The 22,809-nt window shown below is 64.0% G+C and carries 20 protein-coding genes and 3 pseudogenes; 10 read left to right on the top strand and 13 right to left on the bottom strand.

Going from position 1 to position 22,809, the window contains the following annotated elements; genetic code table 11:
* Positions 1-34: 34 nt before the first annotated feature.
* The 7 genes and pseudogenes from OKW35_RS18635 to OKW35_RS18605 form a co-directional block, all read right to left on the bottom strand.
* Positions 35-493, bottom strand: a complete 459-nt coding sequence (locus OKW35_RS18635) for a TspO/MBR family protein (protein ID WP_090808383.1) — start codon at positions 491-493, stop codon at positions 35-37.
* Positions 494-550: 57 nt separating this feature from the next.
* Positions 551-1,026, bottom strand: a pseudogene (locus tag OKW35_RS18630) (FAD-binding domain-containing protein); the annotation flags it as partial.
* Positions 1,027-1,235: 209 nt separating this feature from the next.
* Positions 1,236-1,655 carry an organic hydroperoxide resistance protein gene (locus OKW35_RS18625; RefSeq protein WP_184057477.1) on the bottom strand — a complete coding sequence of 140 codons (420 nt, stop codon included), beginning with the start codon at positions 1,653-1,655 and terminating at the stop codon, positions 1,236-1,238.
* Between the two features lie 171 nt (positions 1,656-1,826).
* Entirely contained in the window at positions 1,827-2,279 is a 453-nt protein-coding gene (locus OKW35_RS18620) for a MarR family winged helix-turn-helix transcriptional regulator (protein WP_184057475.1), read from the bottom strand.
* Between the two features lie 175 nt (positions 2,280-2,454).
* A complete protein-coding gene (locus OKW35_RS18615) occupies positions 2,455-3,261 on the bottom strand; it encodes a BPSS1780 family membrane protein (RefSeq protein ID WP_090808390.1) in 807 nt (268 codons plus the stop codon).
* On the bottom strand, positions 3,252-4,247 hold the full coding sequence (locus OKW35_RS18610) for a homoserine kinase (RefSeq protein ID WP_090808392.1): 996 nt from the start codon (positions 4,245-4,247) through the stop codon (positions 3,252-3,254). Before OKW35_RS18610 ends, OKW35_RS18615 begins: the two co-directional genes overlap by 10 nt.
* Before the next feature lie 215 nt (positions 4,248-4,462).
* Entirely contained in the window at positions 4,463-4,858 is a 396-nt protein-coding gene (locus OKW35_RS18605) for a hypothetical protein (protein ID WP_090808396.1), read from the bottom strand.
* A 191-nt stretch (positions 4,859-5,049) separates the two neighbouring features.
* Between OKW35_RS18605 and OKW35_RS18600 the strand changes: the two genes are divergently transcribed.
* Entirely contained in the window at positions 5,050-6,576 is a 1,527-nt protein-coding gene (locus OKW35_RS18600) for an AMP nucleosidase (protein WP_409259241.1), read from the top strand.
* Positions 6,577-6,628: 52 nt separating this feature from the next.
* Here the strand turns inward: OKW35_RS18600 and OKW35_RS18595 are convergent.
* The 3 genes and pseudogenes from OKW35_RS18595 to OKW35_RS18585 all read right to left on the bottom strand — a co-directional run.
* Positions 6,629-6,910: pseudogene (locus OKW35_RS18595) on the bottom strand (chromate transporter); the annotation flags it as partial.
* Positions 6,911-6,958: 48 nt separating this feature from the next.
* Positions 6,959-7,114: pseudogene (locus OKW35_RS18590) on the bottom strand (chromate transporter); the annotation flags it as partial.
* A gap of 199 nt (positions 7,115-7,313) precedes the next feature.
* Positions 7,314-8,057 carry a TIGR00730 family Rossman fold protein gene (locus OKW35_RS18585; protein WP_035471771.1) on the bottom strand — a complete coding sequence of 248 codons (744 nt, stop codon included), beginning with the start codon at positions 8,055-8,057 and terminating at the stop codon, positions 7,314-7,316.
* A gap of 1 nt (position 8,058) precedes the next feature.
* Here OKW35_RS18585 and polA point away from each other — a divergent pair, with 1 nt between their 5' ends.
* The 3 genes from polA to OKW35_RS18570 all read left to right on the top strand — a co-directional run bounded on the left by polA (position 8,059) and on the right by OKW35_RS18570 (position 13,276).
* Positions 8,059-10,800: a DNA polymerase I gene (polA, locus tag OKW35_RS18580; RefSeq protein ID WP_429552830.1), complete on the top strand. Its 2,742-nt coding sequence runs from the start codon at positions 8,059-8,061 to the stop codon at positions 10,798-10,800.
* 157 nt (positions 10,801-10,957) lie between these two features.
* On the top strand, positions 10,958-12,313 hold the full coding sequence (locus OKW35_RS18575; RefSeq protein WP_429552829.1) for an NAD(P)/FAD-dependent oxidoreductase: 1,356 nt from the start codon (positions 10,958-10,960) through the stop codon (positions 12,311-12,313).
* Positions 12,314-12,403: 90 nt separating this feature from the next.
* Positions 12,404-13,276 (top strand): dienelactone hydrolase family protein, encoded by an 873-nt coding sequence (locus OKW35_RS18570; protein ID WP_184057465.1) that lies wholly within the window; start codon positions 12,404-12,406, stop codon positions 13,274-13,276.
* A gap of 50 nt (positions 13,277-13,326) precedes the next feature.
* Here OKW35_RS18570 and OKW35_RS18565 read toward each other — a convergent pair whose 3' ends face one another.
* Together OKW35_RS18565 and OKW35_RS18560 are read right to left on the bottom strand one after the other, a co-directional pair.
* Positions 13,327-14,196 carry a sulfurtransferase gene (locus OKW35_RS18565; RefSeq protein ID WP_429552828.1) on the bottom strand — a complete coding sequence of 290 codons (870 nt, stop codon included), beginning with the start codon at positions 14,194-14,196 and terminating at the stop codon, positions 13,327-13,329.
* 149 nt (positions 14,197-14,345) lie between these two features.
* Positions 14,346-15,452: an aromatic ring-hydroxylating oxygenase subunit alpha gene (locus OKW35_RS18560; RefSeq protein WP_429352636.1), complete on the bottom strand. Its 1,107-nt coding sequence runs from the start codon at positions 15,450-15,452 to the stop codon at positions 14,346-14,348.
* Between the two features lie 320 nt (positions 15,453-15,772).
* Here OKW35_RS18560 and OKW35_RS18555 point away from each other — a divergent pair, with 320 nt between their 5' ends.
* From OKW35_RS18555 to folE2, 4 genes are all read left to right on the top strand, one after another.
* Positions 15,773-16,081 carry an exodeoxyribonuclease VII small subunit gene (locus OKW35_RS18555; protein WP_090808406.1) on the top strand — a complete coding sequence of 103 codons (309 nt, stop codon included), beginning with the start codon at positions 15,773-15,775 and terminating at the stop codon, positions 16,079-16,081.
* Entirely contained in the window at positions 16,078-16,959 is an 882-nt protein-coding gene (locus OKW35_RS18550) for a polyprenyl synthetase family protein (RefSeq protein ID WP_184057461.1), read from the top strand. Before OKW35_RS18555 ends, OKW35_RS18550 begins: the two co-directional genes overlap by 4 nt.
* Positions 16,960-17,046: 87 nt before the next feature.
* Positions 17,047-18,954: a 1-deoxy-D-xylulose-5-phosphate synthase gene (dxs, locus tag OKW35_RS18545; protein ID WP_429552827.1), complete on the top strand. Its 1,908-nt coding sequence runs from the start codon at positions 17,047-17,049 to the stop codon at positions 18,952-18,954.
* Positions 18,955-19,199: 245 nt separating this feature from the next.
* A complete protein-coding gene (gene folE2, locus OKW35_RS18540; RefSeq protein ID WP_090808410.1) occupies positions 19,200-20,006 on the top strand; it encodes a GTP cyclohydrolase FolE2 in 807 nt (268 codons plus the stop codon).
* A 94-nt stretch (positions 20,007-20,100) separates the two neighbouring features.
* Here the strand turns inward: folE2 and tsaD are convergent, their stop codons facing one another.
* Positions 20,101-21,129: a tRNA (adenosine(37)-N6)-threonylcarbamoyltransferase complex transferase subunit TsaD gene (gene tsaD / locus OKW35_RS18535; RefSeq protein ID WP_429552826.1), complete on the bottom strand. Its 1,029-nt coding sequence runs from the start codon at positions 21,127-21,129 to the stop codon at positions 20,101-20,103.
* Between the two features lie 145 nt (positions 21,130-21,274).
* On the opposite strand from tsaD, the gene OKW35_RS18530 reads away from it, so the two are divergent.
* Positions 21,275-22,492, top strand: coding sequence for an NAD(P)/FAD-dependent oxidoreductase (locus OKW35_RS18530; protein WP_184057457.1), 1,218 nt, complete (start codon positions 21,275-21,277; stop codon positions 22,490-22,492).
* Between the two features lie 68 nt (positions 22,493-22,560).
* A complete protein-coding gene (gene rpsU, locus OKW35_RS18525) occupies positions 22,561-22,773 on the top strand; it encodes a 30S ribosomal protein S21 (protein WP_090808416.1) in 213 nt (70 codons plus the stop codon).
* Positions 22,774-22,809 lie beyond the last annotated feature (36 nt).

Below are 22,809 nucleotides of genomic sequence, written 5' to 3'. Positions count from 1 at the left end.
CGCGCGGCCTTCGTGCCCGCTTGGCAGACCCCACTCAAGCAGCCGGATTCAACTGCCACAACGCGTAGTTCAAAAGCGCGGCGTACGCGACCCACACGACATACGGCACGAGCAGAATGCCCGCGAGGCGATCGCGCCGCCAGAACACATACGTCAGCATCACGATCAGTAGCAGCAGAATCAGGATGTCGATCAGCGCCGTCTCCGGCCGATGCAGGCCGAAAAACAGCCACATCCACGCGGCGTTGAACACCAGCTGCACGACCCACAGTACGATCGCCGCGGTCAGGCCGTCGCGCTTCCACACGCGCCACGCGGAAAACGCCATCAGCACGTAAAGTACGGTCCAGACCGGTGGGAAAACCCAGTTCGGCGGATTGAACACAGGCTTTTGCAGGCCCGTGTACCACGCGTCCGGCAGAGACAGACTCGCGGCCCAGCCGGCCGCCAGCGTCAGGATCAAAAACACGAGCAGCGACGGTAGACGGCGCATCTTCGCCCCCTTCAGACCTTCTTATTCAGTAATGTGAGCAGGCACTCACTTTCCGTATCAGGCCAGTGTGCGCTCGCGGGCCTGTGCCTGGTCGACGATCCGTTCGGCATAATTCCCGCCCCGTACCATGCACCGAATTCCGCGAGCCGCTCCGCGCCGGCCAGCCACCGCGCGTGAATCCATTTTGCCGGCAAGTTCGCGAGCTGCGGTAGATATCGTTTGATAAAGCGCCCGTCGGGATCGAATTTTTCGGATCGCGTGAGCGGATTGAAAATACGGGAGTAAGGTTGCGCGCCGTAGCCGGTCGAGGCGGCCCACTGCCAGCCGCCGTTGTTCGCCGAGAAATCGAAGTCGTTCAGCAAATCGGCGAAGTATCGCTCGCCGAGCCGGCAGTCGATGCCGAGATCCTTCGCGAGGAAGCTTGCCGTGGCCATCCGCAGACGGTTGTGCATATAGCCGGTCTGGTTCAACTGCAGCATCGCGGCATCGACGAGCGGATAGCCGGTGCGGCCGTCGCACCAGGCGGCGAACGCTGCAGGCGGCGGGCGCGTGTCATCGGGAGAGGCAGTCGGGCTGAAGGTGGTCGAGGACCGGCTACGCAGGATGCGTGCCGTGCGCGCGAAAACAATCAGCGCCCGGCCCTATTGTGCAGGGTGCGGGCGCTGCTCGCGACGGCGCAGGGTAATGCGCCGTGAGCGGTTCTTCTTGAGCATTGCTGATCGGCGCAACGGCCGACCTGACCTCAAGCGACGTGCAGACGAACCGCGACGTTGTTACGCGTAGCGTTCGAGTACGGGCAGACCTGGTGCGCTGCATCCACCAGTTCCCTGGCAGCGTCCGCAGCCAGACCCGGCAGAGTGATACGCAGGTCGATGTCGAGCGCGAAGCCGCCCTTGTCGTTCGGACCGATGCCGACGTCGGCGGAAACCTGCGCGTCGGCCGGCAGGGCCTGTTTGCGCTGGCCGGCGACAAACTTCATGGCGCTCAGGAAACAGGCCGAGTAGCCGGCTGCAAACAGCTGTTCGGGATTCGTGCCTGCTGCGCCATTTCCGCCGAGTTCACGCGGTGCCGCCAGCTTCACGTCCAATGCATCGTCCGACGATACGGCGCGGCCGTCGCGGCCGCCGGTGCTCGTTGCGCTTGCCTTGTAGAGGATGTTCATGGTGCGGTTCCTAGTCTGGGGTGTCAGGGTTGGCTTGTTTGCCGCTGGCTGCCGGTTCGCCGGTCTGGCGAAGCGCTAGCGAAGCGGCAGGTGACCAAGATAGTACACAAATCATTTGTGTGCAAATGAATTTTTCGATGGAACCGGAACTAGTCCTTTTCAGTTATCGCCCTACTGGTCCATGAAGTCGTTGAGCGTCGTGCGCAGGCGTGTGAGGTCGTCGCGCAGACGCAGCAGGAAGTCCGCCGTCTGCTGCGTCGCGCAGAAGATTTCGCCGGGCACGTCGCGCGCCTGACGCTTGAGCGCCTTGCCCGCGCCCATCAGGCGAATGTAGACGAGGCGCTCATCGTCGGTGCCGCGCGCGCGCTCGATGAGTCCCTGCGCTTCGAGGCGCTTGAGCAGCGGCGTGACCGTCGCCGGATCGAGATTCAGGCGCGCGGCCATGTCCTTGACGGTGACGTCGTCGGTTTCCCACAGCACGAGCATCGCCAGATACTGTGGATACGTGAGTCCGAGCTTTTCGAGCAGCGGCTTGTACGCTTTCGTCATCGCGAGCGAGGTCGAGTAGAGCGCAAAGCACAGTTGCTCGTCGAGCGTGAAGGGGAGAGCGGGGCGCTGGGTCATGATTCATCTCGGCAAAAAGAGCGTGCAAATGGATTGCACGCAAACCATTGTGCCGCAAGTCGATTCAGGATGCCGAGCGTCGGGATCAGGTGTGTCGACAGAGACGTCGGGAAGGTGTGCGCGGAACACGCGGCGCGCGCGGGCGCCAGAACGGCTCCCGCGCGGGAACGACGGATCAGGCCGCCGGCGTGGTCGGCAGATCCGGCGTTTGCGGCGTCTGCACGCCGAAGCAGCCGCGATAGGTCGCGTAGAACGAGCAGTACAGCATGGTCGTGACGATCATCGTCGCGGGCATCAGGATCGCGAACGCGAAGTCGGCCGCGCCGAGCGCCTGCATCAGCACCGACAGCCCGATCGACACGACTGTTGCGACTGCGAACCACAGCGCCGCGAATACGACGAAAGCGCCGCGATTGCGCCAGCAACTGACGACGCTGAAGAACATGGCCTTGACGGGCGGCACGTCGTGCCAGGCGGCGAGGATGGGCGAGAACCAGAACAGCATCGCGACTGGTATGTAGAACGCGAGCGCGGTGATCACCGCGAGCGGGATATTGCTGTTGGCGATCGTGTTCTCGTCCATCGACGCGTTGCCGAGCATCACCTTCAGCAGCATGCCGCCGTCGGCGAGCGCCGAGCCGGCCAGCACGAGCGCCATGGCGATGACATACAGCACGCCGAGCACGAGCAGCCGCCGCGCGACCACCGGGCCGTACGAATGAAAGCCGTCGACAAGGATGGTCGGAAACACCGGTTTGCCCGCGATCGTGTTGCGGCATGCGGCCATGAAGCCGACCGCGACACCGGGAATGAACAATAGCGGCAACACGCCGCCGACCACCGGAATCTGCGACACGAGCGTCATCACCAGCAAATAGGTGAAGAACAGCGTCAGAAAGGCGAGCGGATTCTTGCGGAACAGCCAGATACCCTGGCGGAACCACACATAGCCGGTTTTCGCGGGGACTTCGATCAGTTGCATGAGGTATGGATGCCTGGATTCGCGACGCCGTGCAGGCGCTCGCGCAGAATGCGTTCGAAATGACCGGGGTCGTGCGGCTTCAGCAGTTCGGCCGCGCGCGGCAAATGAAAATCATACAGGCGCGAGACCCAGAAACGGTATGCGCCCGCACGCAGCATGTCGCCCCAGTGATGGTTTTCCTCGACGGTGAACGGCCGCACCGTCTGATACGCGCGCAACAGCGCCTCGGTGCGCTCGGCGTCGAGCTTGCCGGTCGCGAGGTCGACGCACCAGTCGTTGACCGTCACCGCGACGTCGAACAGCCACTTGTCGCAGCCGGCGAAATAGAAATCGAAGAAACCACCGAGCCGCACTTCGTGGCCGGTGTCGGGCGCCGCGTGAGCGAACATCGCGTTGTCGCGGAACAGGTCGGCGTGGCACGGGCCCGCGGGCATTGCCGCGTAATCGGCGGAGGCGAAGAACGCTTCCTGATGCGCAAGCTCGGACGCCAGCAGATCGCGCTGCTCGCCTTCCAGATACGGCAGGATCGTCGGCACGGTTTCGCGCCACCAAGGCAGGCTGCGCAGGTTCGGCTGATAGCGCGGATAGTCGCGGCCCGCGAGGTGCAGGCGCGCGAGCATCTGGCCGACCTCGACGCAATGCTCGACGCCCGGCGAGAGTTCGGGCGCGCCTTCGAGCTTCGTCACGATGGTCGCGGGTTTGCCGAGCAGCATGCCGAACAGCGCGCCGTCGAGACGCGGCATCGGATCCGGTACCGGCACGCGATGCGCGGCAAGATGCCGCATCAGGTTCAGATAGAACGGCAGTTGTTCAGCTGTCAGCTTTTCGAAAATCGTCAGCACGTATTCGCCGCGCGTCGTCGTCAGAAAGAAGTTGCTGTTTTCAATGCCGGACGAAATGCCGCGAAACTCGACGACATCGCCGAGATCGTAGTGACTCATCCATTCTGCGAGTTGGGATTCGTTGACAGCGGTGAAGACGGCCATGCGGAAACGTCGGATCAGGTTGTTCGGGCTGGCGCGGTGCGGCCAGTGCGAGGTGAGACAAACGAATGTGGGCGGAGCGGGCGACGAATGCGGAACGGCGAAGTGCAAGCGTCACCGCATTCAGCGCGGGTTCATCGCGCAGCGGCCGCGATCGGGTTGAGCGGCGGCGCGGTCGCGCCGCGGCCGCCGTTGCCGGCGTGCCGCTTTCGTAACGATCAATAGTGGAGATTCACCGATGGCAAGCGCGTACTGGGCTTGCCGCTGTCGTGGACGGTGGGCGACGTGTCGGGCGACGCGCTCATCTGGTAGCGGGTGCCGAAATTCGAATGCACGTCGATTTCGACCGGCTTGCCCTTGTCGCGGAATTCGGTGATTTCGGTGCCGTTCGGGCTGACTTCGTGAAAGCTCGGCGTGCGCGGAACGTTGATGTCGACCTTCGAGCTGACCTCTGCGGCCGGACGATTGATCTTGTCCAGGTCCGGCAGACCGGCCCGTTCATTGCCGGACTGGGGCACGCCGGCGGCCGGCGGTTCGTCGACGGGCTGGGCAGCCATCGCGGCGTTGCCGAAGGCCAGAGCCAGCGCAACAGCGATGGGAAGGAGCAGCTTCATGGTGATTCTCCGATTGGGTGCCCGGATTCTAGCAAATCCGGCCTGACGCACGGGCGCCAAGCCTTATTTTGCGCCGCTTTCGCGCAACCTGCGCGCGTTCTCGCGGGCGCTGTTGCAAGCGTCGCCGCCGACATTTGGCAACAGCGGGTTCCGTGGTAATGTCGTCTCATCAAAAAGGGTGAACGATGATGATCAACAACGATATCAATCAGCGCACGGTGCAGACTCCCGCCAACAGCTTCCCAACCGAAGGCTTCGACGACGCGGCCGAGGCCGTCACCCGCCTCGCCGCGATCTACGAGGCGAACACGTCGTTCCTGCGCGATGCGTTCGCGCGCTATCGCCGCAACGAGCAGTTCGACCATCGCGTGCGCGCCTGTTATCCGTTCGTGCGCGTGCGTACCGAGGTCAACACGCACGTCGATTCACGCCGCTCGTACGGTTTCGTCGCGGGGCCGGGCGTGTTCGAGACGACCGTCACGCGGCCAGACCTGTTCGGCAACTACTATCGCGAGCAACTGCGGCTGCTGGCGAAGAATCATCACGTGCAGATCGAGGTCGGTGTGTCGGACCAGCCGATTCCGATTCATTTCGCGTTTGCCGAGGGCATCCACCTCGAAGGCGATCTGGACCGCGAGCGCCTGTTCCTGATGCGCGACATCTTCGATATACCGGACCTCGCGCTGCTCGACGACCGCATCGTCAACGGCACGTACGAGCCGCTGCCGGGCGAGCCGCATCCGCTCGCGTTGTTCACGGCGGCGCGCGTCGATTTTTCACTGCATCGGCTGAAGCACTACACGGCGACCTCGCCGACGCATGTGCAGAACTACGTGCTGTACACCAACTACCAGTTCTATATCGACGAATTCGTCAAGCTCGGCCGGGGCATGATGGCCCGTACCGACGACGAGGAATTGCGCGCCTATCGCAGCGAATACACGTCGTTCGTCGAGCCCGGCGACGTCATCACCTACAACGAGAATCTCGGCGAGCAGGCGCAGGAGGGCACGCTGCCGCCACGTCTGCCGCAGATGCCGGCCTATCACCTGAAACGCGCGGACGGCAGCGGCATCACGATGATCAACATTGGGGTCGGGCCGTCGAATGCGAAGACCATCACCGATCACATCGCGGTGCTGCGTCCGCATGCGTGGATCATGCTCGGCCACTGCGCGGGACTGCGCAACACGCAGCGTCTCGGCGACTACGTGCTCGCGCACGGCTATGTGCGCGAAGATCATGTGCTCGATGCCGATCTGCCGCTGTGGGTGCCGATTCCGGCGCTCGCCGAAGTGCAGGTCGCGCTCGAGCGCGCGGTCGCGCAGGTCACGCAGCTTGACGGCGTCGAGCTGAAGCGCGTGATGCGCACGGGCACGGTGGCGAGCGTCGACAATCGCAACTGGGAGCTGCGCGATCATCGCGAGCCGGTGCAGCGGCTGTCGCAAAGTCGTGCAATCGCGCTCGATATGGAAAGCGCGACGATCGCCGCGAACGGCTTCCGCTTCCGCGTGCCTTACGGCACGTTGCTGTGCGTGTCGGACAAGCCGCTGCACGGCGAGCTGAAGCTGCCGGGCATGGCCGATCAGTTCTATCGCGCGCAGGTCGATCAGCATCTGCAGATCGGCGTGAAGGCGATGGAACTGCTGCGGATGAATGGGCTGCATCGCTTGCATAGCCGCAAGCTGCGCAGTTTCGCGGAAGTCGCGTTTCAGTAACTCAGGCCGAGGCACTGATAAACAGCCCGCTTACGCTGGATGTGCCGCTTTGAAGATGGCTCGCGAGCGACGTCGGCCCGAACTTCGCAATCGACGTGACGAGCATGCCGGCCCAGCGGGCCACATGCCAGCCGATCAGCGTGACGATCATCTGGTTCGGGCCGGGCGCGGCTTGAGCGAGCGCGAACAGCGCGCTGAACTCGCTGGCCGGCATCCAATGATGCACGTCGACCACCTGCCGCTGCATCTCCGGAGGGATCGTATTGCCGCCGCCGAACGCGAGCAGCGACAGCTGACTAAAAATCGCCGCAAGGGAAACGAGCATGTCGTTCATCGCGCGCTCCTTGCAGCAAGATAAATGCTGAGCGGCGTGAGCACGAGCATCGTCGGCAGCAGCGGCAGTCGCAGCATCGACGAGTGCACGGCGCGCGAGCGGCAACGCGCCGCCGAATGAGATGAGACCGGGGCCGAGAAAACCGCTGAAGATCTCACGCAACGTCGGCGCGAGCGCGGCTTCGGGTGAGGTGAGTTCGTTCAGATTGCGAGCTTCGAGTACCAGCTGAGCACGTTAGCGCCGGACGGCAAGCGTGCAAACGATTTGTTCGCCAATCCGGTTGACAGTCAGCGCGCCGCAAACTGGCCTGCAAAACGAAAGCGGGCAGCCCGAAGGCTGCCCGCCATGTGCGCGACGATAGGCATCGTGCTACGCGCAATGCGAGGCGCGCAGCCTCTTGCCATCACAGGTAGAACATCCGGTCTTCTTCCGACTTGACCGGATGAACTTCGCCTTCCTCGCGGTCTTCGTAGAACTTGAGCACCGCTTCGAGCACCTGGTCCGGATTGTCGATCACCTGCATCAGATCGATGTCGGTCGGATTGATCAAACCCATCGGAATCAGAGCGCTCTTGAACCACGCGAGCAGACCTTCCCAGAACTCGGCGCCGACCAGAATGATCGGCACATGGCGCGACTTCTTGGTCTGGATCAGCGTGAGCACTTCGGCCAGTTCGTCGAGCGTGCCGAAGCCGCCGGGCATCACGATCACCGCGTCCGAGTTCTTCACGAACGTGACCTTGCGCGTGAAGAAATGGCGAAAGCGCAGCGAGATGTCCTGCCACTGGTTGCCCGACTGCTCGTGCGGCAACTCGATGTTCAGACCGACCGAAGGCGCCTTGCCCGCATGCGCGCCCTTGTTGGCCGCTTCCATGATGCCGGGGCCGCCGCCGGAGATCACCGCGAAGCCAGCATCCGACAATTTGCGCGCGATCTGCGTGGCGAGTTTGTAGTACGGCGAGTTCGGTTTCAGGCGCGCCGAACCGTAGATGCTGACCGCCGGGCGAATCTCCGACAGGTACTCGGTCGCCTCGATAAACTCTGCCATAATCGTGAACATCTGCCACGATGCGCGGGCTTTCTTGGCCGTTGCGCGCTCTTGATCTGCGAGCGATCGCAGACTCGGAATCACTTTTCTCTTAGTCATAATGCCTGAAGAACGAAGCCTTGAAGGTAAGACCCTGCTGTTGGTCGACGGTTCGAGTTATCTGTACCGGGCCTACCATGCGATGCCTGATCTGCGCGGTCCCGAGGGTGGCCCGACGGGTGCGCTCTACGGGATGATCAACATGCTGCGGCGCATGCGCAAGGAAGTCACAGCAGAGTATAGCGCGTGCGTGTTCGACGCCAAGGGCAAAACGTTTCGCGACGACTGGTATCCGGAATACAAGGCGAACCGTCCGTCGATGCCGGAAGATCTTGCCCGTCAGATCGAGCCGATTCACGTCGCGGTGCGTGCGCTCGGCTGGCCGCTGCTGATGATCGATCGCGTCGAAGCGGATGACGTGATCGGCACGCTGTGCACCGAAGCGGAAAAGCTCGGCATGAACGTGGTCGTGTCGACCGGCGACAAGGACCTCGCGCAGCTCGTGTCGAACCGCGTGACGCTCGTCAATACGATGACCAACGAAACCCTCGACCGCGACGGCGTGGTCGCGAAGTTCGGTGTGCCGCCGGAGCGCATCATCGATTATCTGTCGCTGATCGGCGATACCGTCGACAACGTGCCGGGCGTCGAGAAGTGCGGTCCGAAAACCGCGGTCAAATGGCTGACGCAATATGAGTCGCTAGATGGCATCGTCGGGCATGCGAGCGAGATCAAGGGCGCGGTCGGCGAGAATCTGCGCCGCGCGCTGGACTTTTTGCCGATGGCGCGCAAGCTCGTCACAGTCGAGCGTCATTGCGATCTGACCGGGCACATCGTGTCGATCGAGGAGAGTCTGCCGAGCCTTCCCGAATCGCGCGAAGAGTTGCGCGAGGTGTTCACGCGCCACGGCTTCAAGACGTGGCTGCGCGAAGTCGAAATCGCCGATGCGGTCGAAGGTCCGGAAACCGACGTGCCCCCCGCGTTGTCCGTCGATCACGAGCGCCACTACGAGACCGTGCAAACATGGGAGCAGCTCGACGCGTGGCTCGACAGGATCAATGCGGCCGAGCTGACCTCGTTCGATACCGAGACCACGTCGCTCGATCCGATGATCGCGCAGATCGTCGGCTTGTCGCTGTCGGTCGAAGCGGGCCGCGCCGCGTATGTGCCGCTCGCGCATCGCGGCCCCGACGCGCCGGTGCAGCTGCCGCGCGACGAAGTGCTCGCGAAGCTCAAGCCGTGGCTCGAAAGCGCAGGCCACAAGAAGGTCGGCCAGCATCTGAAGTACGACGAACAGGTGCTCGCGAATTACGGCATCGAAATGCGCGGCGTCGAGCATGACACGCTGCTCGAGTCGTACGTGCTCGAATCGCATCGCACGCACGACATGGACAGCCTCGCGCTGCGTCATCTCGGCGTGAAGACGATCAAGTACGAAGAGGTCGCGGGCAAGGGCGCGCAGCAGATCGGCTTCGACGAAGTCGCGCTCGACAAAGCCGCCGAATATGCGGCCGAAGACGCAGACATCACGCTGCGTCTGCATCAGGCCTTGTATCCGCAGATCGCCGCGGAGAAGTCGCTCGACCACGTGTATCGCGAGATCGAAGTGCCGACTTCGCGCGTACTGCGCAAGATGGAGCGGACCGGCGTGCTGATCGACGCGGAGAAGCTGCGTCAGCAGAGCAGTGAGATCGCCACGCGTCTGATCGAACTCGAAGGCAAGGCGTACGAACTGGCCGGCGGCGAATTCAACCTCGGCTCGCCAAAGCAGATTGGTCAGATTTTCTTCGAGAAGCTCGAACTGCCGGTCATCAAGAAGACGCCGAGCGGTGCGCCTTCCACCGACGAAGAGGTGTTGCAGAAGCTCGCCGAAGACTATCCGCTGCCGAAGATTCTGCTCGAACATCGCGGCCTGTCGAAACTGAAGTCGACCTATACCGACAAGCTGCCGCGCATGGTCAATCAGCACACCGGCCGCGTGCATACGAACTACGCGCAGGCCGTCGCGGTGACGGGGCGGCTCGCATCGAACGATCCAAACCTGCAGAACATTCCGGTGCGTACCGGCGAAGGTCGGCGCATCCGCGAGGCGTTCATCGCGCCGCCCGGGCACAAGCTCGTCTCCGCCGATTATTCGCAGATCGAATTGCGCATCATGGCCCACATCTCGGGCGACGAATCGTTGTTGCGCGCGTTTTCGCAGGGCGAGGACATTCACCGCGCCACCGCGTCGGAAATCTTCAGCGTGACGCCGCTCGAAGTGTCGAGCGATCAGCGGCGCGTCGCGAAGGTCATCAACTTTGGGCTCATCTACGGCATGAGCGCGTTCGGACTCGCGTCGAACCTCGGCATCACGCGCGATGCGGCGAAGATTTATATCGACCGCTACTTCGCGCGCTATCCCGGCGTCGCGCGCTATATGGACGAGACGCGTTTGAGCGCGAAGGCGAAGGGCTACGTCGAAACGGTGTTCGGCCGTCGTCTGTGGCTGCCCGAGATCAACGGCGGCAACGGTCCGCGCCGCCAGGCCGCCGAGCGTGCCGCGATCAACGCGCCGATGCAGGGCACCGCGGCTGACCTGATCAAGCTTTCGATGATCGCCGTGCAGAACTGGATCGAAGACTCGAAGATCGGCACGCGGATGATCATGCAGGTGCATGACGAACTGATTCTCGAAGTGCCCGACGCTGAGTTGTCCGAAGTCCGCAAGCGCCTGCCAGAACTGATGTGCGGCGTCGCCGCGCTGAAGGTGCCGCTCGTCGCCGAGGTCGGTGCGGGCCTGAACTGGGAGGAAGCGCATTGACATGCCCGTGACATGCGCACGATAACGTCGTGCGCATGTCACACATGGGTTTTGGCGACTTGTGACTTCCCAGGCGGGTCGAGGACAATCGGTTCAGGACGGCGCATTCATGCGCAGCGTCGCGACAGATAATTCATCGGCTACACGGAGAAGTGCAATGCATCGATTTATCGTCGTTGGCGGAGGTGCGGGAGGATTGGAACTGGCGACGCGTCTTGGCGATCGCTATGGGGCCGACAAGAAGGGGCGCAGCGCGCAGGCCCAGGTCACGCTGGTCGACCGCTATCCGACGCATATCTGGAAGCCGCTGCTGCACGAGGTGGCGGCGGGCAGCATGGACCCGTTCACGCAGGAGCTCCCGTACGCGGCGCAGGCGCGCTGGCATGGCTTCGCATTCCAGCAAGGCGACCTGACCGCACTCGACCGCACGAACCGACGCATTACGCTCGGCACCGTGCTGGACGACGACGGCGCTGAACTGCTGCCCGAACGCGAGCTCGAGTACGACACGCTGATCATCGCGATTGGCAGTACCACGGCCTTCTTCGGCGTCAAGGGAGCGGCCGAATTCTCCTTCGCACTGGATACGGTTAGTGAGGCAGAGCGTTTCCGCAAGCGCCTGATCGCCGCATGCGTGCGCGCCGAGCATCAGGCGCACGAACCCGTCGAGTCGAGACCGGGACCCGGCACGTGGACGTCCAGCGAGCCGCGCATTCAGGTGGCGATCGTCGGCGGCGGCGCGACGGGGGTCGAGTTGTCGGCGGAGTTGCGCAATACCGCGCAGGTGTTGTCCGCGTATGGCTTGCACAAGCTCGATCCGCGGCATGACGTCGGCATCGTGCTGATCGAGGCGGGGCCGCGCATTCTGCCCGCGTTGCAGGAGCGCGTTTCCACGGCCACCGCCGAATTGCTGACCAAGCTCGGCGTGAAGCTGATGATTGGCGAGACGGTGGCCGAGGTCGCGCCGGGCTACATCCGCACCGCGAGCGGTCACACCGTGCGGGCCGATCTGACCGTGTGGGCGGCGGGCATCAAGGCGCCGGCGGTGCTCGGTCAGCTCGACGGCTTGCCGGTCAACCGGCTCGGCCAACTGGTCGTGCGCCGTACGCTGCAAACCGGGATCGACGACAACATCTTCGCGCTCGGCGACTGCGCGGCGTGCGAGTGGCCGGGCAACGAGCGCAACGTGCCGCCGCGCGCGCAGGCCGCGCATCAGCAGGCGAGCTTTCTGATGAAAGGACTGGCGGCGCGCCTCGACAACAGGCCACAACCGGAATTCACTTATCGCGACTTCGGCTCGCTGGTCTCGCTCGGCCACTTCAGCGCGGTCGGCAATCTGATGGGCGGGGTGATTGGCGGCAATATGCTGATCGAAGGGCTGTTCGCGCGCTTCATGTACATGTCGCTGTACCGGCTGCATATCGCGGCGCTGCACGGCTATCCGCGCATGGTGCTCGACACCTTCGCGCATTGGTTGCGCCGTACCACGCTGCCGCGCGTCAAGCTGCACTGACGCGCGCGGACGATCTCCTCAGTTGAATGTGCAACGGGATGCGCGCAAGGCGTATCCTGTTGCCTCTAACAATTCTTCGAGGAGCGCCACATGCTGAAGCCTGAGGTCGACTGCCTGGTCCCGCACGTTCCCTTCGATCGGCGCACCTTCATCAAGGCGGCGCTGGGCACCGGTTTCGCGGCGGCGGTGCTGCCAGTCTCGGCGCAAACCATTCATACCGACAGCGACGGCCTCGAAGCAGGGGAGGTGGCGTTTCATTCGCTCGGTACGCTGATACCGGCCTACCGCGCGCAGCCGAAGGGCAAGACGCATCTGCCGGTGATCCTCGTCGTGCATGAGGCTTTCGGCGTGCACGAGCATATCGCGGACGTCTGCCGGCGCTTCGCGAAGCTGGGCTATCTGGCAATCGCGCCGAACCTGTTCGAGCGCGAGGGCGATCCGACCGTCTACACGAGCATCCAGCAACTGAGCGAGCAACTGCTCAGCAAGGTACCCGACGAGCAGGTGCTGGCCGACCTCGACGCAGCCGTCGCGTGGGCCGGCGAAAACGGCGGCGACCTGAACCGGCTCGGCGTGAACGGCTTCTGCTGGGGTGGGCGCATCTCGTGGCTCTATGCCGAACACAATCCGCGCGTGAAGGCGGGGGTCGCCTGGTACGGTCGCGTGACCGGCGCGAAGAATGCGATGACGCCGGCCAATCCGATCGATCTCGTCGCTGACCTTCATGCGCCGGTGCTCGGCCTGTATGGGCGCCAGGATCAAAGCAATCCGCAGGACACGCTCGAGCAGATGAAGCAGGCGATCGCGCAAGGGCCGCAAGCAGGACGCGGCTCACAGTTCGTCGTTTATGACGACGCGGGTCACGCGTTTTTCGCCGATTACCGTCCGAGCTACAGGAAGGCCGATGCCGAGGATGGCTGGCGTCGTACGCTCGTGTGGTTCAAGCAGCACGGCGTGGCTTGAAGCGCTGCTCGAATTCCTCGCGTCTGGTTACGACTTGCGGCGGCTCGCGCTCAAGGTTTCGCCCCCGTCGCCACCGGCCGTTTCGGATCGGAACTCCATTCGCTCCAGGAGCCCGCGTACAACGCTGAACCATGCAGGCCGGCAACCTCCATCGCAAGCGAATTGATGCAGGCGGTCACGCCCGAGCCGCATTGCAGCACCACGTGTTCGGGCGGCGTGTCGCCGAGCAGCGCGTGGAATTCCTCACGCAGTGTGTGCGCCGGCTTGAAGCGGCCGTCGGGGGTCAGGTTGTCCTTGAAGAAGCGGTTCAGCGCGCCCGGGATATGGCCACCGACGCGGTCGAGCGTCTCGTTTTCGCCGCGATAGCGATCGGCCGCGCGCGCATCGACGACGATTCGCTCCTTCGAACCAAGGTTGCGCTCGACCGCCTGGGTATCGATAGTCACGGCGAGCGGCGCGGCCGCCTTGAAGTCGCCGGTGTTCTGCGCGGGCACGTCCTGCGTCAGCGGTTGGCCAGCCGCTTCCCATGCCTGCAGCCCGCCGTCGAGCAGCGCGACCGCGTCGTGACCGAGCCAGCGCAACAGCCACCAGACGCGCGCCGCGTACATGCCGCCTTGTGCGTCATATGCGACGACCTGTTGACCTTGCTTCAGTCCCCGCGACTCCAGCGTTTCGACGAGCCGCGCGCGATCGGGCAGCGGATGCCGGCCGTTCGAGCCGTTCTTCGGCCCGGACAGATCGCGATCGAGATGCAGATAGTGCGCGCCCGGCAGATGGCCGGCCAGCCAGGCTTTCTCGCCCGCGTCGGTGTCGGCGAGGTCGAACCGGCAGTCGATCACGAACACGCTGCCCGGCGCGGCCGTGAGCCGCGCGGCAAGATTGGTCGCGGAGATCAGGGTGGTGTAATGAGTGTGGGGCATGAGCGTCTCCTCGATACGGGCGATGGCGGCTGCGGGCCGCGTCGTTCACGCGGCTGGCGCATGGCCGGTCTATATCGGTAGTCTAAACAAAAAAAGACGGGTCGAAGCCCGTCTTTCCTTGAGTCGATCGATGCGCCACGCGGCGCGGATCAGATCGTGCCGAGTTCGCGCCGCAGAAACTCGTGGAAGTGCTGCATACCGTCTTCCATCGGGCTCTGATACGGTCCGACCTGTGATTCGCCGCGCTCCATCAACGCGAGGCGGCCGGCGTCCATGCGCTCGGCGATCTCGTCGTCTTCGCGGGCTGTCTCCATATAGGCGGCGCGCTCGGCTTCGACGAAGTCGCGCTCGAACAGCGCGATTTCCTCGGGGTAATAGAACTCCACCACGTTGGTGGTCTTCTGCGGACCGCGCGGAATCAGCCACGACACGACCAGCACGTGCGGATACCACTCGATCATGATGCCCGGGTAGTACACCATCCAGATCGCGCCGAACTCGGGCGGATTGCCGTCGCGAAAGCGCAGCACTTCGTCGTGCCACTTGCGATACGTCGGGCTGCCCGGTTGCTCGAGCGCCTTGTGCACGCCGACCGTCTGCACGCTGTACCAGTCGCCGAACTCCCACGTCAGATCGTCGCAATTGACGAAGCTGCCGAGGCCCGGATGGAACGGTGCGACGTGATAGTCCTCCAGATAGACCTCGATGAAGGTCTTCCAGTTGTAGTTGCACTCATGGACTTCGACGTGATCGAACATGAAGCCCGAGAAATCGAAATGGCGCTTGGTGCCGAGGCGTGCGAGATCTTTCGCGACGTCCCGACCTTGGGCCTCGAACAGGAGACCCTGCCAGTTCCGCAGTGGCGTGGCGCCGAGATTCAGGCACGGGTTGTCGGCGAAATGGGGCGCGCCGAGCAGCTCGCCCTTCAGGTCGTACGTCCAGCGATGCAGCGGACAGACGATGTTCTGCGTCTGGCCGCGGCCGTTGAGCATGATGGCTTGCCGGTGGCGGCACACGTTCGACAGCAACTCGACTTGCGACTGCTGGTTACGGACGAGTACCCGCCCCTCGCGTTCGCTGGGCAAGGCAAAATAATCCCCCGCTTCGGGCACCATGAGATCGTGGCCGATGTAGCGAGGACCTTTCTTGAAAAGGGTGTCGATTTCGCGCGTAAGAAGCGCTTCGTCAAAGTAAGCCGTGACTGGCAGCTGGCTATGAACAGACCGCAACTGCAATGCATTGCTCAGATTGGACATTCCCACTCCCGATGAAGACGTGAAAGCAGTGAACAACCCAACCATCGAAGATTCGATTTAGGGAGCCCGCAATTATACCCGTTTCCCTGTGACAGGGGCACTTAAGTCCCTGATTTGGGTTAAAAATGTCAAGAAAGTTCGGCATTTTCGCCGCAGACCTCGAGCTTTTTTTCTGCGAGACTTCAGGGTCGAAGCGGGGCAAGGGTGGGCATCGGACAGGCTCGAAGCGAGACAGCACGGCGGGGCGCAGGCCGGCGGGCGGATCGAAAATGTCGCTTTTGCCGTAGAATGTCCGACTTGTTTTAATTTTGCGACTATTCATGGCGAAGACCGCATCGAACGATTCCGCCGCCGCACCAGCCGAAAGCGGCGATAGCGCGCCGCTGCCGGAGAACTACGAGGCCGCGCAGACCGAACTGGAAGAGCTCGTCGCGCGCATGGAAGGCGGCAGTCTGAGCCTCGAGGAATCGCTGGCCGCTTACCGTCGCGGGGCGGCACTTGTCGCATTCTGTCAACAGCAGCTCGAAAAGGTCGAGCAGCAGGTGCGGGTCCTCGATGGCGAGACCCTCAAGCCGCTGCCCATGAATACCGCAGGAACAGCCGCGACTGAGAGCGGGGACGACCTATGACATTCGAACAATGGACGCGCTCGGTGCTCGAACGCGTCGAAACGGCTCTGGAACACTATCTGCCGGCCGAGACGACCGAACCCGCCAGGTTGCACGAGGCGATGCGCTATGCGGTGCTCGGCGGCGGCAAGCGGGTGCGGCCGCTCCTGTGCCACGCGGCCGGCGAGCTGACCGGCGCGCGTGCCGAATGCCTCGATGCGGCGGCGGCGGCGCTGGAAATGATTCACGTGTACTCGCTCGTGCACGACGACATGCCCTGCATGGACGACGACGAACTTCGCCGCGGCAAGCCGACGGTCCACGTCAAGTATGACGAAGCGACCGCGCTGCTGGTCGGCGACGCGCTGCAGTCGCAGGCATTCATCGTGCTCACGTCCGACGTACTCGGCCGGCCGCAGCAGGCCTCACTCGTACGCGAACTCGCGCTCGCAAGCGGCTCGATCGGCATGTGCGGCGGCCAGGCCATCGATCTGGCGAGCGTCGGCCACACGCTGACCCGCCCGCAGCTGGAGACCATGCATCGCATGAAGACCGGCGCGCTGCTGCGCGCGGCCGTGCGCATGGGCGCATTGGCCGGCGAGACGCCGGACGCGCAGGGTCTGGCGTCGCTCGACGCCTACGCCGCCGCGGTCGGTCTTGCGTTTCAGGTCGTCGACGACATTCTCGACGTCACGACCGACTCCGCAACGCTCGGCAAGACCGCCGGCAAGGACGCGAAGGACGGCAAGCCGACCTACGTGTCGATTATTGGGCTCGACGCGTCGCGCGCGCTCGCGGCGCAACTGCGCAGCGACGCGCACGCCGCGCTCGCGCCGTTCGGCGCGCGCGCGCAGCGTCTTGCCGAACTGGCCGACCTGGTGGTGAACCGGGTCAGCTGAACGCGAAAGCCCGCCGCCGCGCACCCTCCATCCCCGGGGTGCATGTATGAAGTGCGGGCGCGTAAGTTTTCCTACAATGGAACGACGATGTACGACTTGCTGAAAACCATCGACGACCCGGCAGCCCTGCGCCGCCTCGATCGCCGCCAATTGCACCCGCTTGCCGACGAGTTGCGTGCCTTCGTGCTCGACAGCGTATCGCAGACGGGCGGCCATCTCTCGTCCAACCTCGGCACGGTCGAGTTGACCATCGCGCTGCACTACGTCTTCGATACGCCGCACGACCGGATCGTCTGGGACGTCGGCCATCAGACCTATCCGCACAAGATCCTGACCGGTCGTCGCGACCAGATGCACACGCTGCGTCAGTTGGGCGGCATCTCGGGCTTCCCGAAGCGCGACGAATCGGAATACGACACCTTCGGCACCGCGCACTCGAGCACGTCGATTTCGGCCGCGCTCGGCATGGCGATCGCGAGCAAGCTGCAAGGCGACAACCGCATGGGCATCGCCGTGATCGGCGACGGCGCGATGACGGCCGGCATGGCCTTCGAGGCAATGAACAACGCGGGCGTCGAAGACGACGTGCCGCTGCTCGTGATCCTCAACGACAACGACATGTCGATCTCGCCGCCGGTCGGCGCGCTGAATCGCCATCTCGCGCGTCTGATGTCCGGGCGCTTCTATGCGGCTGCGCGCGCGGGCGTCGAGCGCGTGCTGCGCGTCGCGCCGCCGGTGCTCGATCTCGCGCGCAAGCTCGAGGAGCACGCGAAGGGCATGATCGTGCCGGCGACGCTATTCGAAGAGTTCGGCTTCAACTACATCGGACCAATCGACGGTCACGATCTCGATTCGCTGATTCCGACGCTGCAAAACATCAAGGAACTGCGCGGGCCGCAATTCCTGCACGTGGTCACGAAGAAAGGCCAAGGCTACAAGCTGGCCGAGGCTGATCCGGTGCTGTACCACGGCCCGGGCAAGTTCAATCCGGCCGAGGGTATCAAACCGGCGGCGACGCCGTCGAAAAAGACCTACACGCAGGTGTTCGGCGAGTGGCTGTGCGACGCGGCCGAGCTCGACTCGCGCGTGATCGGCATTACGCCGGCAATGCGTGAAGGCTCGGGCATGGTCGAGTTCGAAAAGCGCTTCCCGGGTCGTTACTTCGACGTCGGCATCGCCGAGCAGCACGCGGTGACGTTCGCGGGCGGCCTTGCCGCGGACGGCATGAAGCCGGTCGTCGCGATCTATTCGACCTTTCTGCAACGCGCATATGACCAGCTGATTCACGACGTCGCGCTGCAAAACCTGCCGGTGGTGTTCGCAATCGATCGTGCGGGTCTCGTTGGTGCGGACGGCGCGACGCATGCGGGCGCGTACGACCTCGCGTTCATGCGTTGTATTCCGAACATGACCGTGATGGCGCCGTCTGACGAAAACGAGTGCCGCCAGATGCTGTACACCGCGTTGCAGCAGTCGCATCCGACCGCTGTGCGCTACCCGCGCGGCGCGGGTACCGGGGTCGCAACGGTCAAGCAGATGGCCGCGTTGCCGCTCGGCAAGGGCGAAGTGCGTCGCGAGACGTCGGCGCCGGCCGGCAAGCGCATCGCGATTCTCGCGTTTGGCACGATGGTCGCGCCGTCGCTCGCGGCCGCCGAGCAACTCGACGCCACCGTCGCGAACATGCGCTTCGTGAAGCCGCTCGACACCGAACTCGTGCGCAAGCTGGCCGAGACGCACGACGCGATCGTCACCGTCGAGGAAGGCTCCATCATGGGTGGCGCGGGTTCGGCGTGCGTCGAAGCCCTGCTCGCAAGTGGGGTTATGCGTCCCGTACTACAATTGGGGCTCCCCGATCGGTTCATCGATCACGGGGACCCGGCCAAGCTGCTCGCCGCGTGCGGTCTCGACGCCGCGGGTATCGCCCGGTCGATCCGCGAACGCTTCCTTGCGAGCGGCGCGGTCGGCGGTCAGTCGTCCGTGAAGCGCGTCGCGTAAAGCGCTGTCGGCTGTCGTGCCGTCGTAGGTTCGACTCATGCCGCCGTCATGCGACGGCGGCTTCGGCAATCTCTAGTTTGAACCGACGGGTGTTGTGGGCCGTCACCCAACGCCGGCGCGAGCCGGCGTTCGCCGTTGCGCGCACTGATCCGCATGGCCGTTGGGTGCCTCGCACTCGCTGCGCGATAGTCGCCGATGCAGCGAAACCTTGGTGCAGCCCGGCGCTTTCCAGAAAGGACAAAAGAATGAATCAGATGAATCCCGCTTTCGTGATGCCCGACGTGCAAAGCACCCCCGACATGCGCCAGATTCCGATCCAGCGGGTCGGCGTGAGGGGCGTGCGTCATCCATTGACGATTCGCACGCAAGGTGGCGAAGTGCAGCCGTCGGTCGGCACGTGGAATCTCGACGTGCATCTGCCGGCCGAGCAGAAGGGCACCCACATGTCGCGCTTCGTCGCGTTGCTCGAAGAGAACAAGGCGCCGCTCGAACCGGCCACCTTCCGCACGATGCTCGCGGCTATGCTCGAAAAACTCGAGGCCGAGGCGGGCCGCATCGAAGTGTCGTTCCCGTACTTCGTGAACAAGACCGCGCCGGTGTCGGGCGTGCAGAGCTTGCTCGATTATGAAGTCACGCTGACCGGTGAGACCCGCCATGGCGCGACGCGGGTGTTCCTGAAGGTGCTGGTGCCGGTCACGAGCCTGTGCCCGTGCTCGAAGAAGATCTCGCAGTACGGCGCGCACAATCAGCGTTCGCACGTGACGATCGATGCCGAGTTGAACGGCGACGTCGCTGTCGAAGAGTTGATCCGTATCGCCGAGGAAGAAGCGTCGTGTGAACTGTGGGGCCTGCTCAAGCGCCCGGACGAGAAGTTCGTCACCGAGCGCGCGTATGAAAATCCGAAGTTCGTCGAAGACCTCGTGCGCGACGTTGCCCAGCGTCTGAATGCCGACGAGCGCATCGTCGCGTATGTGCTCGAAGCGGAGAACTTCGAGTCGATTCACAATCACAGCGCGTATGCGGTGATCGAGCGGGACAAGCGCCTCGCCTGATACGTTCCTGATCGCTCCACGCCGTTTCGTTTCGAAGGCATTGAAGCAAAAAAGCCGCTTGTAAAGCGGCTTTTTGTCCTCTTGGGGCGGCGGTTCAGTGCGCGAGCGACGTCAGATCCCAACGCGGCTTCACGGTGAACGCGTAGTCGTGGCCGGCCTGTTCGGGCCAGCGTTGCAAACGCAGCGCGCCGGCCAGCGCGATCATCGCCCCGTTGTCCGTGCATAGCGACAGGTCCGGGTAGTGGACGTAGAAATTGCGCTTCTGCGCGGCGGCCGACAGCGCTTCGCGCAATTGCCGGTTCGCGCCGACGCCGCCCGCCACCACCAGCCGGTTCAGCTTCGTGCGCTTGAGCGCCGCTAGAGATTTCGCGGCCAGCACGTCGACGGCGGCATCGACGAAACCGCGCGCGAGGTCGGCCTTGGCCTGCTCGCAGATGTTCGCGCCGCCCAGCCGGTTCGCGTGCGTGTGCACGGCGGTCTTCAGGCCGCTGAAGCTGAAATCGAGGTCGCCGGAATGCAGCATCGGGCGCGGCAGCACGACTGCGCCGGGTGTACCGAACTCGGCCATGCGCGAGACTTCGGGGCCGCCCGGATAGCCGAGGCCCAGCAGCTTGGCGGTTTTGTCGAAGGCTTCGCCGGCGGCGTCGTCGAGCGTCTCGCCGAGCGTCTCGTAGAAGCCGACGTCCGTCACACGCATCAACTGCGTGTGGCCGCCCGAGACCAGCAGCGCGACGAACGGGAACGGCGGCGGCTCGTCGACGAGCAGCGGCGACAGCAGATGCCCTTCGAGATGGTGAATGCCCACGGTCGGCTTGTTCCACGCCATCGCCAGCGAATTCGCGACGCTCGCGCCGACCAGCAGCGCGCCCGCGAGCCCAGGCCCTTGCGTGTAAGCGATCGCGTCGATGTCGCCGCGCGCGACGCCGGCGCGCTCCATCACCTCTTCGAGCAGCGGCAGCGCGCGGCGGATATGGTCGCGCGATGCAAGCTCCGGCACGACGCCGCCGTACTCCCGATGCATCGCAATCTGCGAATGCAGCGCGTGCGCGAGCAGGCCGCGCTCCGTGTCGTAGAGCGCGAGACCGGTTTCGTCGCAGGAGCTTTCGATGCCGAGAACGAGCATGATGAATCGCTTGAGACGGGCGCGCGCGACGCGCGTCCGGAAGTGAAAGGTAAGCCTGAAAGTATACCAGCGCGGACAGGCGGCCGCAGGCGGCCCGCTGAGCACGGGCATGGACGCGTGGGCCCGGCAGGTACAATGCGGCCCCATGGAATCCTTCGATATCGCAGTGATCGGCGCGGGCGCGGCCGGCATGATGTGCGCGGCCGTGGCCGGTCAACTCGGCCGGCGTGTGGCGCTGATCGACCACTCGCAGCGTCTCGCGGAAAAAATCCGCATTTCCGGCGGTGGCCGGTGCAACTTCACGAATCTGTATGCGGGGCCGGCCAATTATCTGTCGGCGAATCCGCATTTTTGCCGCTCGGCGCTCGCGCGCTATACGCCGCGCGATTTCATGGCGCTGCTGAAGCAGCATCGCGTGACATGGCACGAGAAGCACAAGGGCCAGCTGTTCTGCGATCAGTCGAGCGACGCGGTCATCGACATGCTGAAGAACGAATGCGACGCCGGTGGGGTTGCATGGCGCACGCCGCTGTCGGTCGAAGAGGTGCGCCAGGACGCCGAAGGACAGTTCCTGCTCGGCACGACGGCGGGCACGATCGCCGCCCGTGCGCTCGTGATCGCGACGGGCGGTCTGTCGATCCCGAAGATCGGCGCGACCGATTTCGCGTACCGGATCGCCAGGCAGTTCGGCCACAAGTTGATCGACACGCGTCCCGCGCTGGTTCCGCTGACCTTCGCTCCGGCCGACTGGGAGCCGTTCGCGGCGCTATCGGGCGTGTCGCTTGAAGTAGAGCTGTCGACTGGCAATACGAAGACCGGCGCCGAATTCACCGAAGATCTGCTGCTCACGCACCGCGGCCTGTCGGGCCCAGGCGTGCTGCAGATCTCGAGCTACTGGCAGCCCGGCGAGCCGATTCACATCAATCTGCTGCCGGAGCGCGACGCCGCGACTGCGCTCATCGACGCGAAAAGCGGCACGAAGCGGCAGATCGCCAATCTGCTATCGGAATGGGTGCCGCAGCGGCTCGCGCATGTGTGGCTCGACACTCACCGGATGGCCGCCGAGGCCCGCGTCGCCGATCTGCCGGACAAGGCGCTGCGCGGCATCGGTGAGGCGCTGTCGCGCTGGACCCTCACGCCGAACGGCACCGAGGGTTATCGCAAGGCCGAAGTGACGCGCGGCGGGGTCGATACACGCGGTTTGTCATCGACCACGATGATGAGCGCGCGGGTGCCGGGCCTCTACTTCATCGGCGAGGCGGTCGACGTGACCGGTTGGCTCGGCGGCTACAACTTCCAGTGGGCGTGGGCGTCGGGTGTCGCGGCGGGCGAGGCGGCGGCCGAATATGCCCGGGGGGCTTGACGGCGCAATGGCTTTGTGAGAAAGCTCTGCTATACTCCTGAACCTTTACAAAGTTCCGTTATTGAAAAATGACGACCGTCCGCGTAAAAGACAATGAGCCGTTCGAAGTCGCCATGCGCCGTTTCAAGCGCACCATGGAGAAAAACGGCTTACTGACGGAACTTCGCGCTCGCGAGTTTTACGAGAAACCCACAGCCGAACGCAAGCGCAAGAAAGCGGCGGCAGTGAAGCGTCATTTCAAGCGTCTGCGTGGCCAGATGCTGCCAAGGAAGCTCTACTGATTCTGGCGTTGCCCCGCTGTACACGGCGCGGCAGCA

The organism is Paraburkholderia sp. MM5477-R1, from assembly GCF_050436385.1.
Taxonomy (GTDB): Bacteria; Pseudomonadota; Gammaproteobacteria; order Burkholderiales; family Burkholderiaceae; genus Paraburkholderia; species Paraburkholderia tuberum.
Note: the sequence above shows the minus strand (reverse complement) of the source record. Positions and strands in the feature narration are given on the sequence as shown.

Coding starts and splice junctions, on each gene's coding strand:
- OKW35_RS18635 (WP_090808383.1), bottom strand. CDS start 493: ATGCGCCGTCTACCGTCGCTGCTCGTGTTTTTGATCCTGACGCTGGCG.
- OKW35_RS18625 (WP_184057477.1), bottom strand. CDS start 1,655: ATGAACATCCTCTACAAGGCAAGCGCAACGAGCACCGGCGGCCGCGAC.
- OKW35_RS18620 (WP_184057475.1), bottom strand. CDS start 2,279: ATGACCCAGCGCCCCGCTCTCCCCTTCACGCTCGACGAGCAACTGTGC.
- OKW35_RS18615 (WP_090808390.1), bottom strand. CDS start 3,261: ATGCAACTGATCGAAGTCCCCGCGAAAACCGGCTATGTGTGGTTCCGC.
- OKW35_RS18610 (WP_090808392.1), bottom strand. CDS start 4,247: ATGGCCGTCTTCACCGCTGTCAACGAATCCCAACTCGCAGAATGGATG.
- OKW35_RS18605 (WP_090808396.1), bottom strand. CDS start 4,858: ATGAAGCTGCTCCTTCCCATCGCTGTTGCGCTGGCTCTGGCCTTCGGC.
- OKW35_RS18585 (WP_035471771.1), bottom strand. CDS start 8,057: ATGACTAAGAGAAAAGTGATTCCGAGTCTGCGATCGCTCGCAGATCAA.
- polA (WP_429552830.1), top strand. CDS start 8,059: ATGCCTGAAGAACGAAGCCTTGAAGGTAAGACCCTGCTGTTGGTCGAC.
- OKW35_RS18575 (WP_429552829.1), top strand. CDS start 10,958: ATGCATCGATTTATCGTCGTTGGCGGAGGTGCGGGAGGATTGGAACTG.
- OKW35_RS18570 (WP_184057465.1), top strand. CDS start 12,404: ATGCTGAAGCCTGAGGTCGACTGCCTGGTCCCGCACGTTCCCTTCGAT.
- OKW35_RS18565 (WP_429552828.1), bottom strand. CDS start 14,196: ATGCCCCACACTCATTACACCACCCTGATCTCCGCGACCAATCTTGCC.
- OKW35_RS18560 (WP_429352636.1), bottom strand. CDS start 15,452: ATGTCCAATCTGAGCAATGCATTGCAGTTGCGGTCTGTTCATAGCCAG.
- OKW35_RS18555 (WP_090808406.1), top strand. CDS start 15,773: ATGGCGAAGACCGCATCGAACGATTCCGCCGCCGCACCAGCCGAAAGC.
- OKW35_RS18550 (WP_184057461.1), top strand. CDS start 16,078: ATGACATTCGAACAATGGACGCGCTCGGTGCTCGAACGCGTCGAAACG.
- dxs (WP_429552827.1), top strand. CDS start 17,047: ATGTACGACTTGCTGAAAACCATCGACGACCCGGCAGCCCTGCGCCGC.
- folE2 (WP_090808410.1), top strand. CDS start 19,200: ATGAATCAGATGAATCCCGCTTTCGTGATGCCCGACGTGCAAAGCACC.
- tsaD (WP_429552826.1), bottom strand. CDS start 21,129: ATGCTCGTTCTCGGCATCGAAAGCTCCTGCGACGAAACCGGTCTCGCG.
- OKW35_RS18530 (WP_184057457.1), top strand. CDS start 21,275: ATGGAATCCTTCGATATCGCAGTGATCGGCGCGGGCGCGGCCGGCATG.
- rpsU (WP_090808416.1), top strand. CDS start 22,561: ATGACGACCGTCCGCGTAAAAGACAATGAGCCGTTCGAAGTCGCCATG.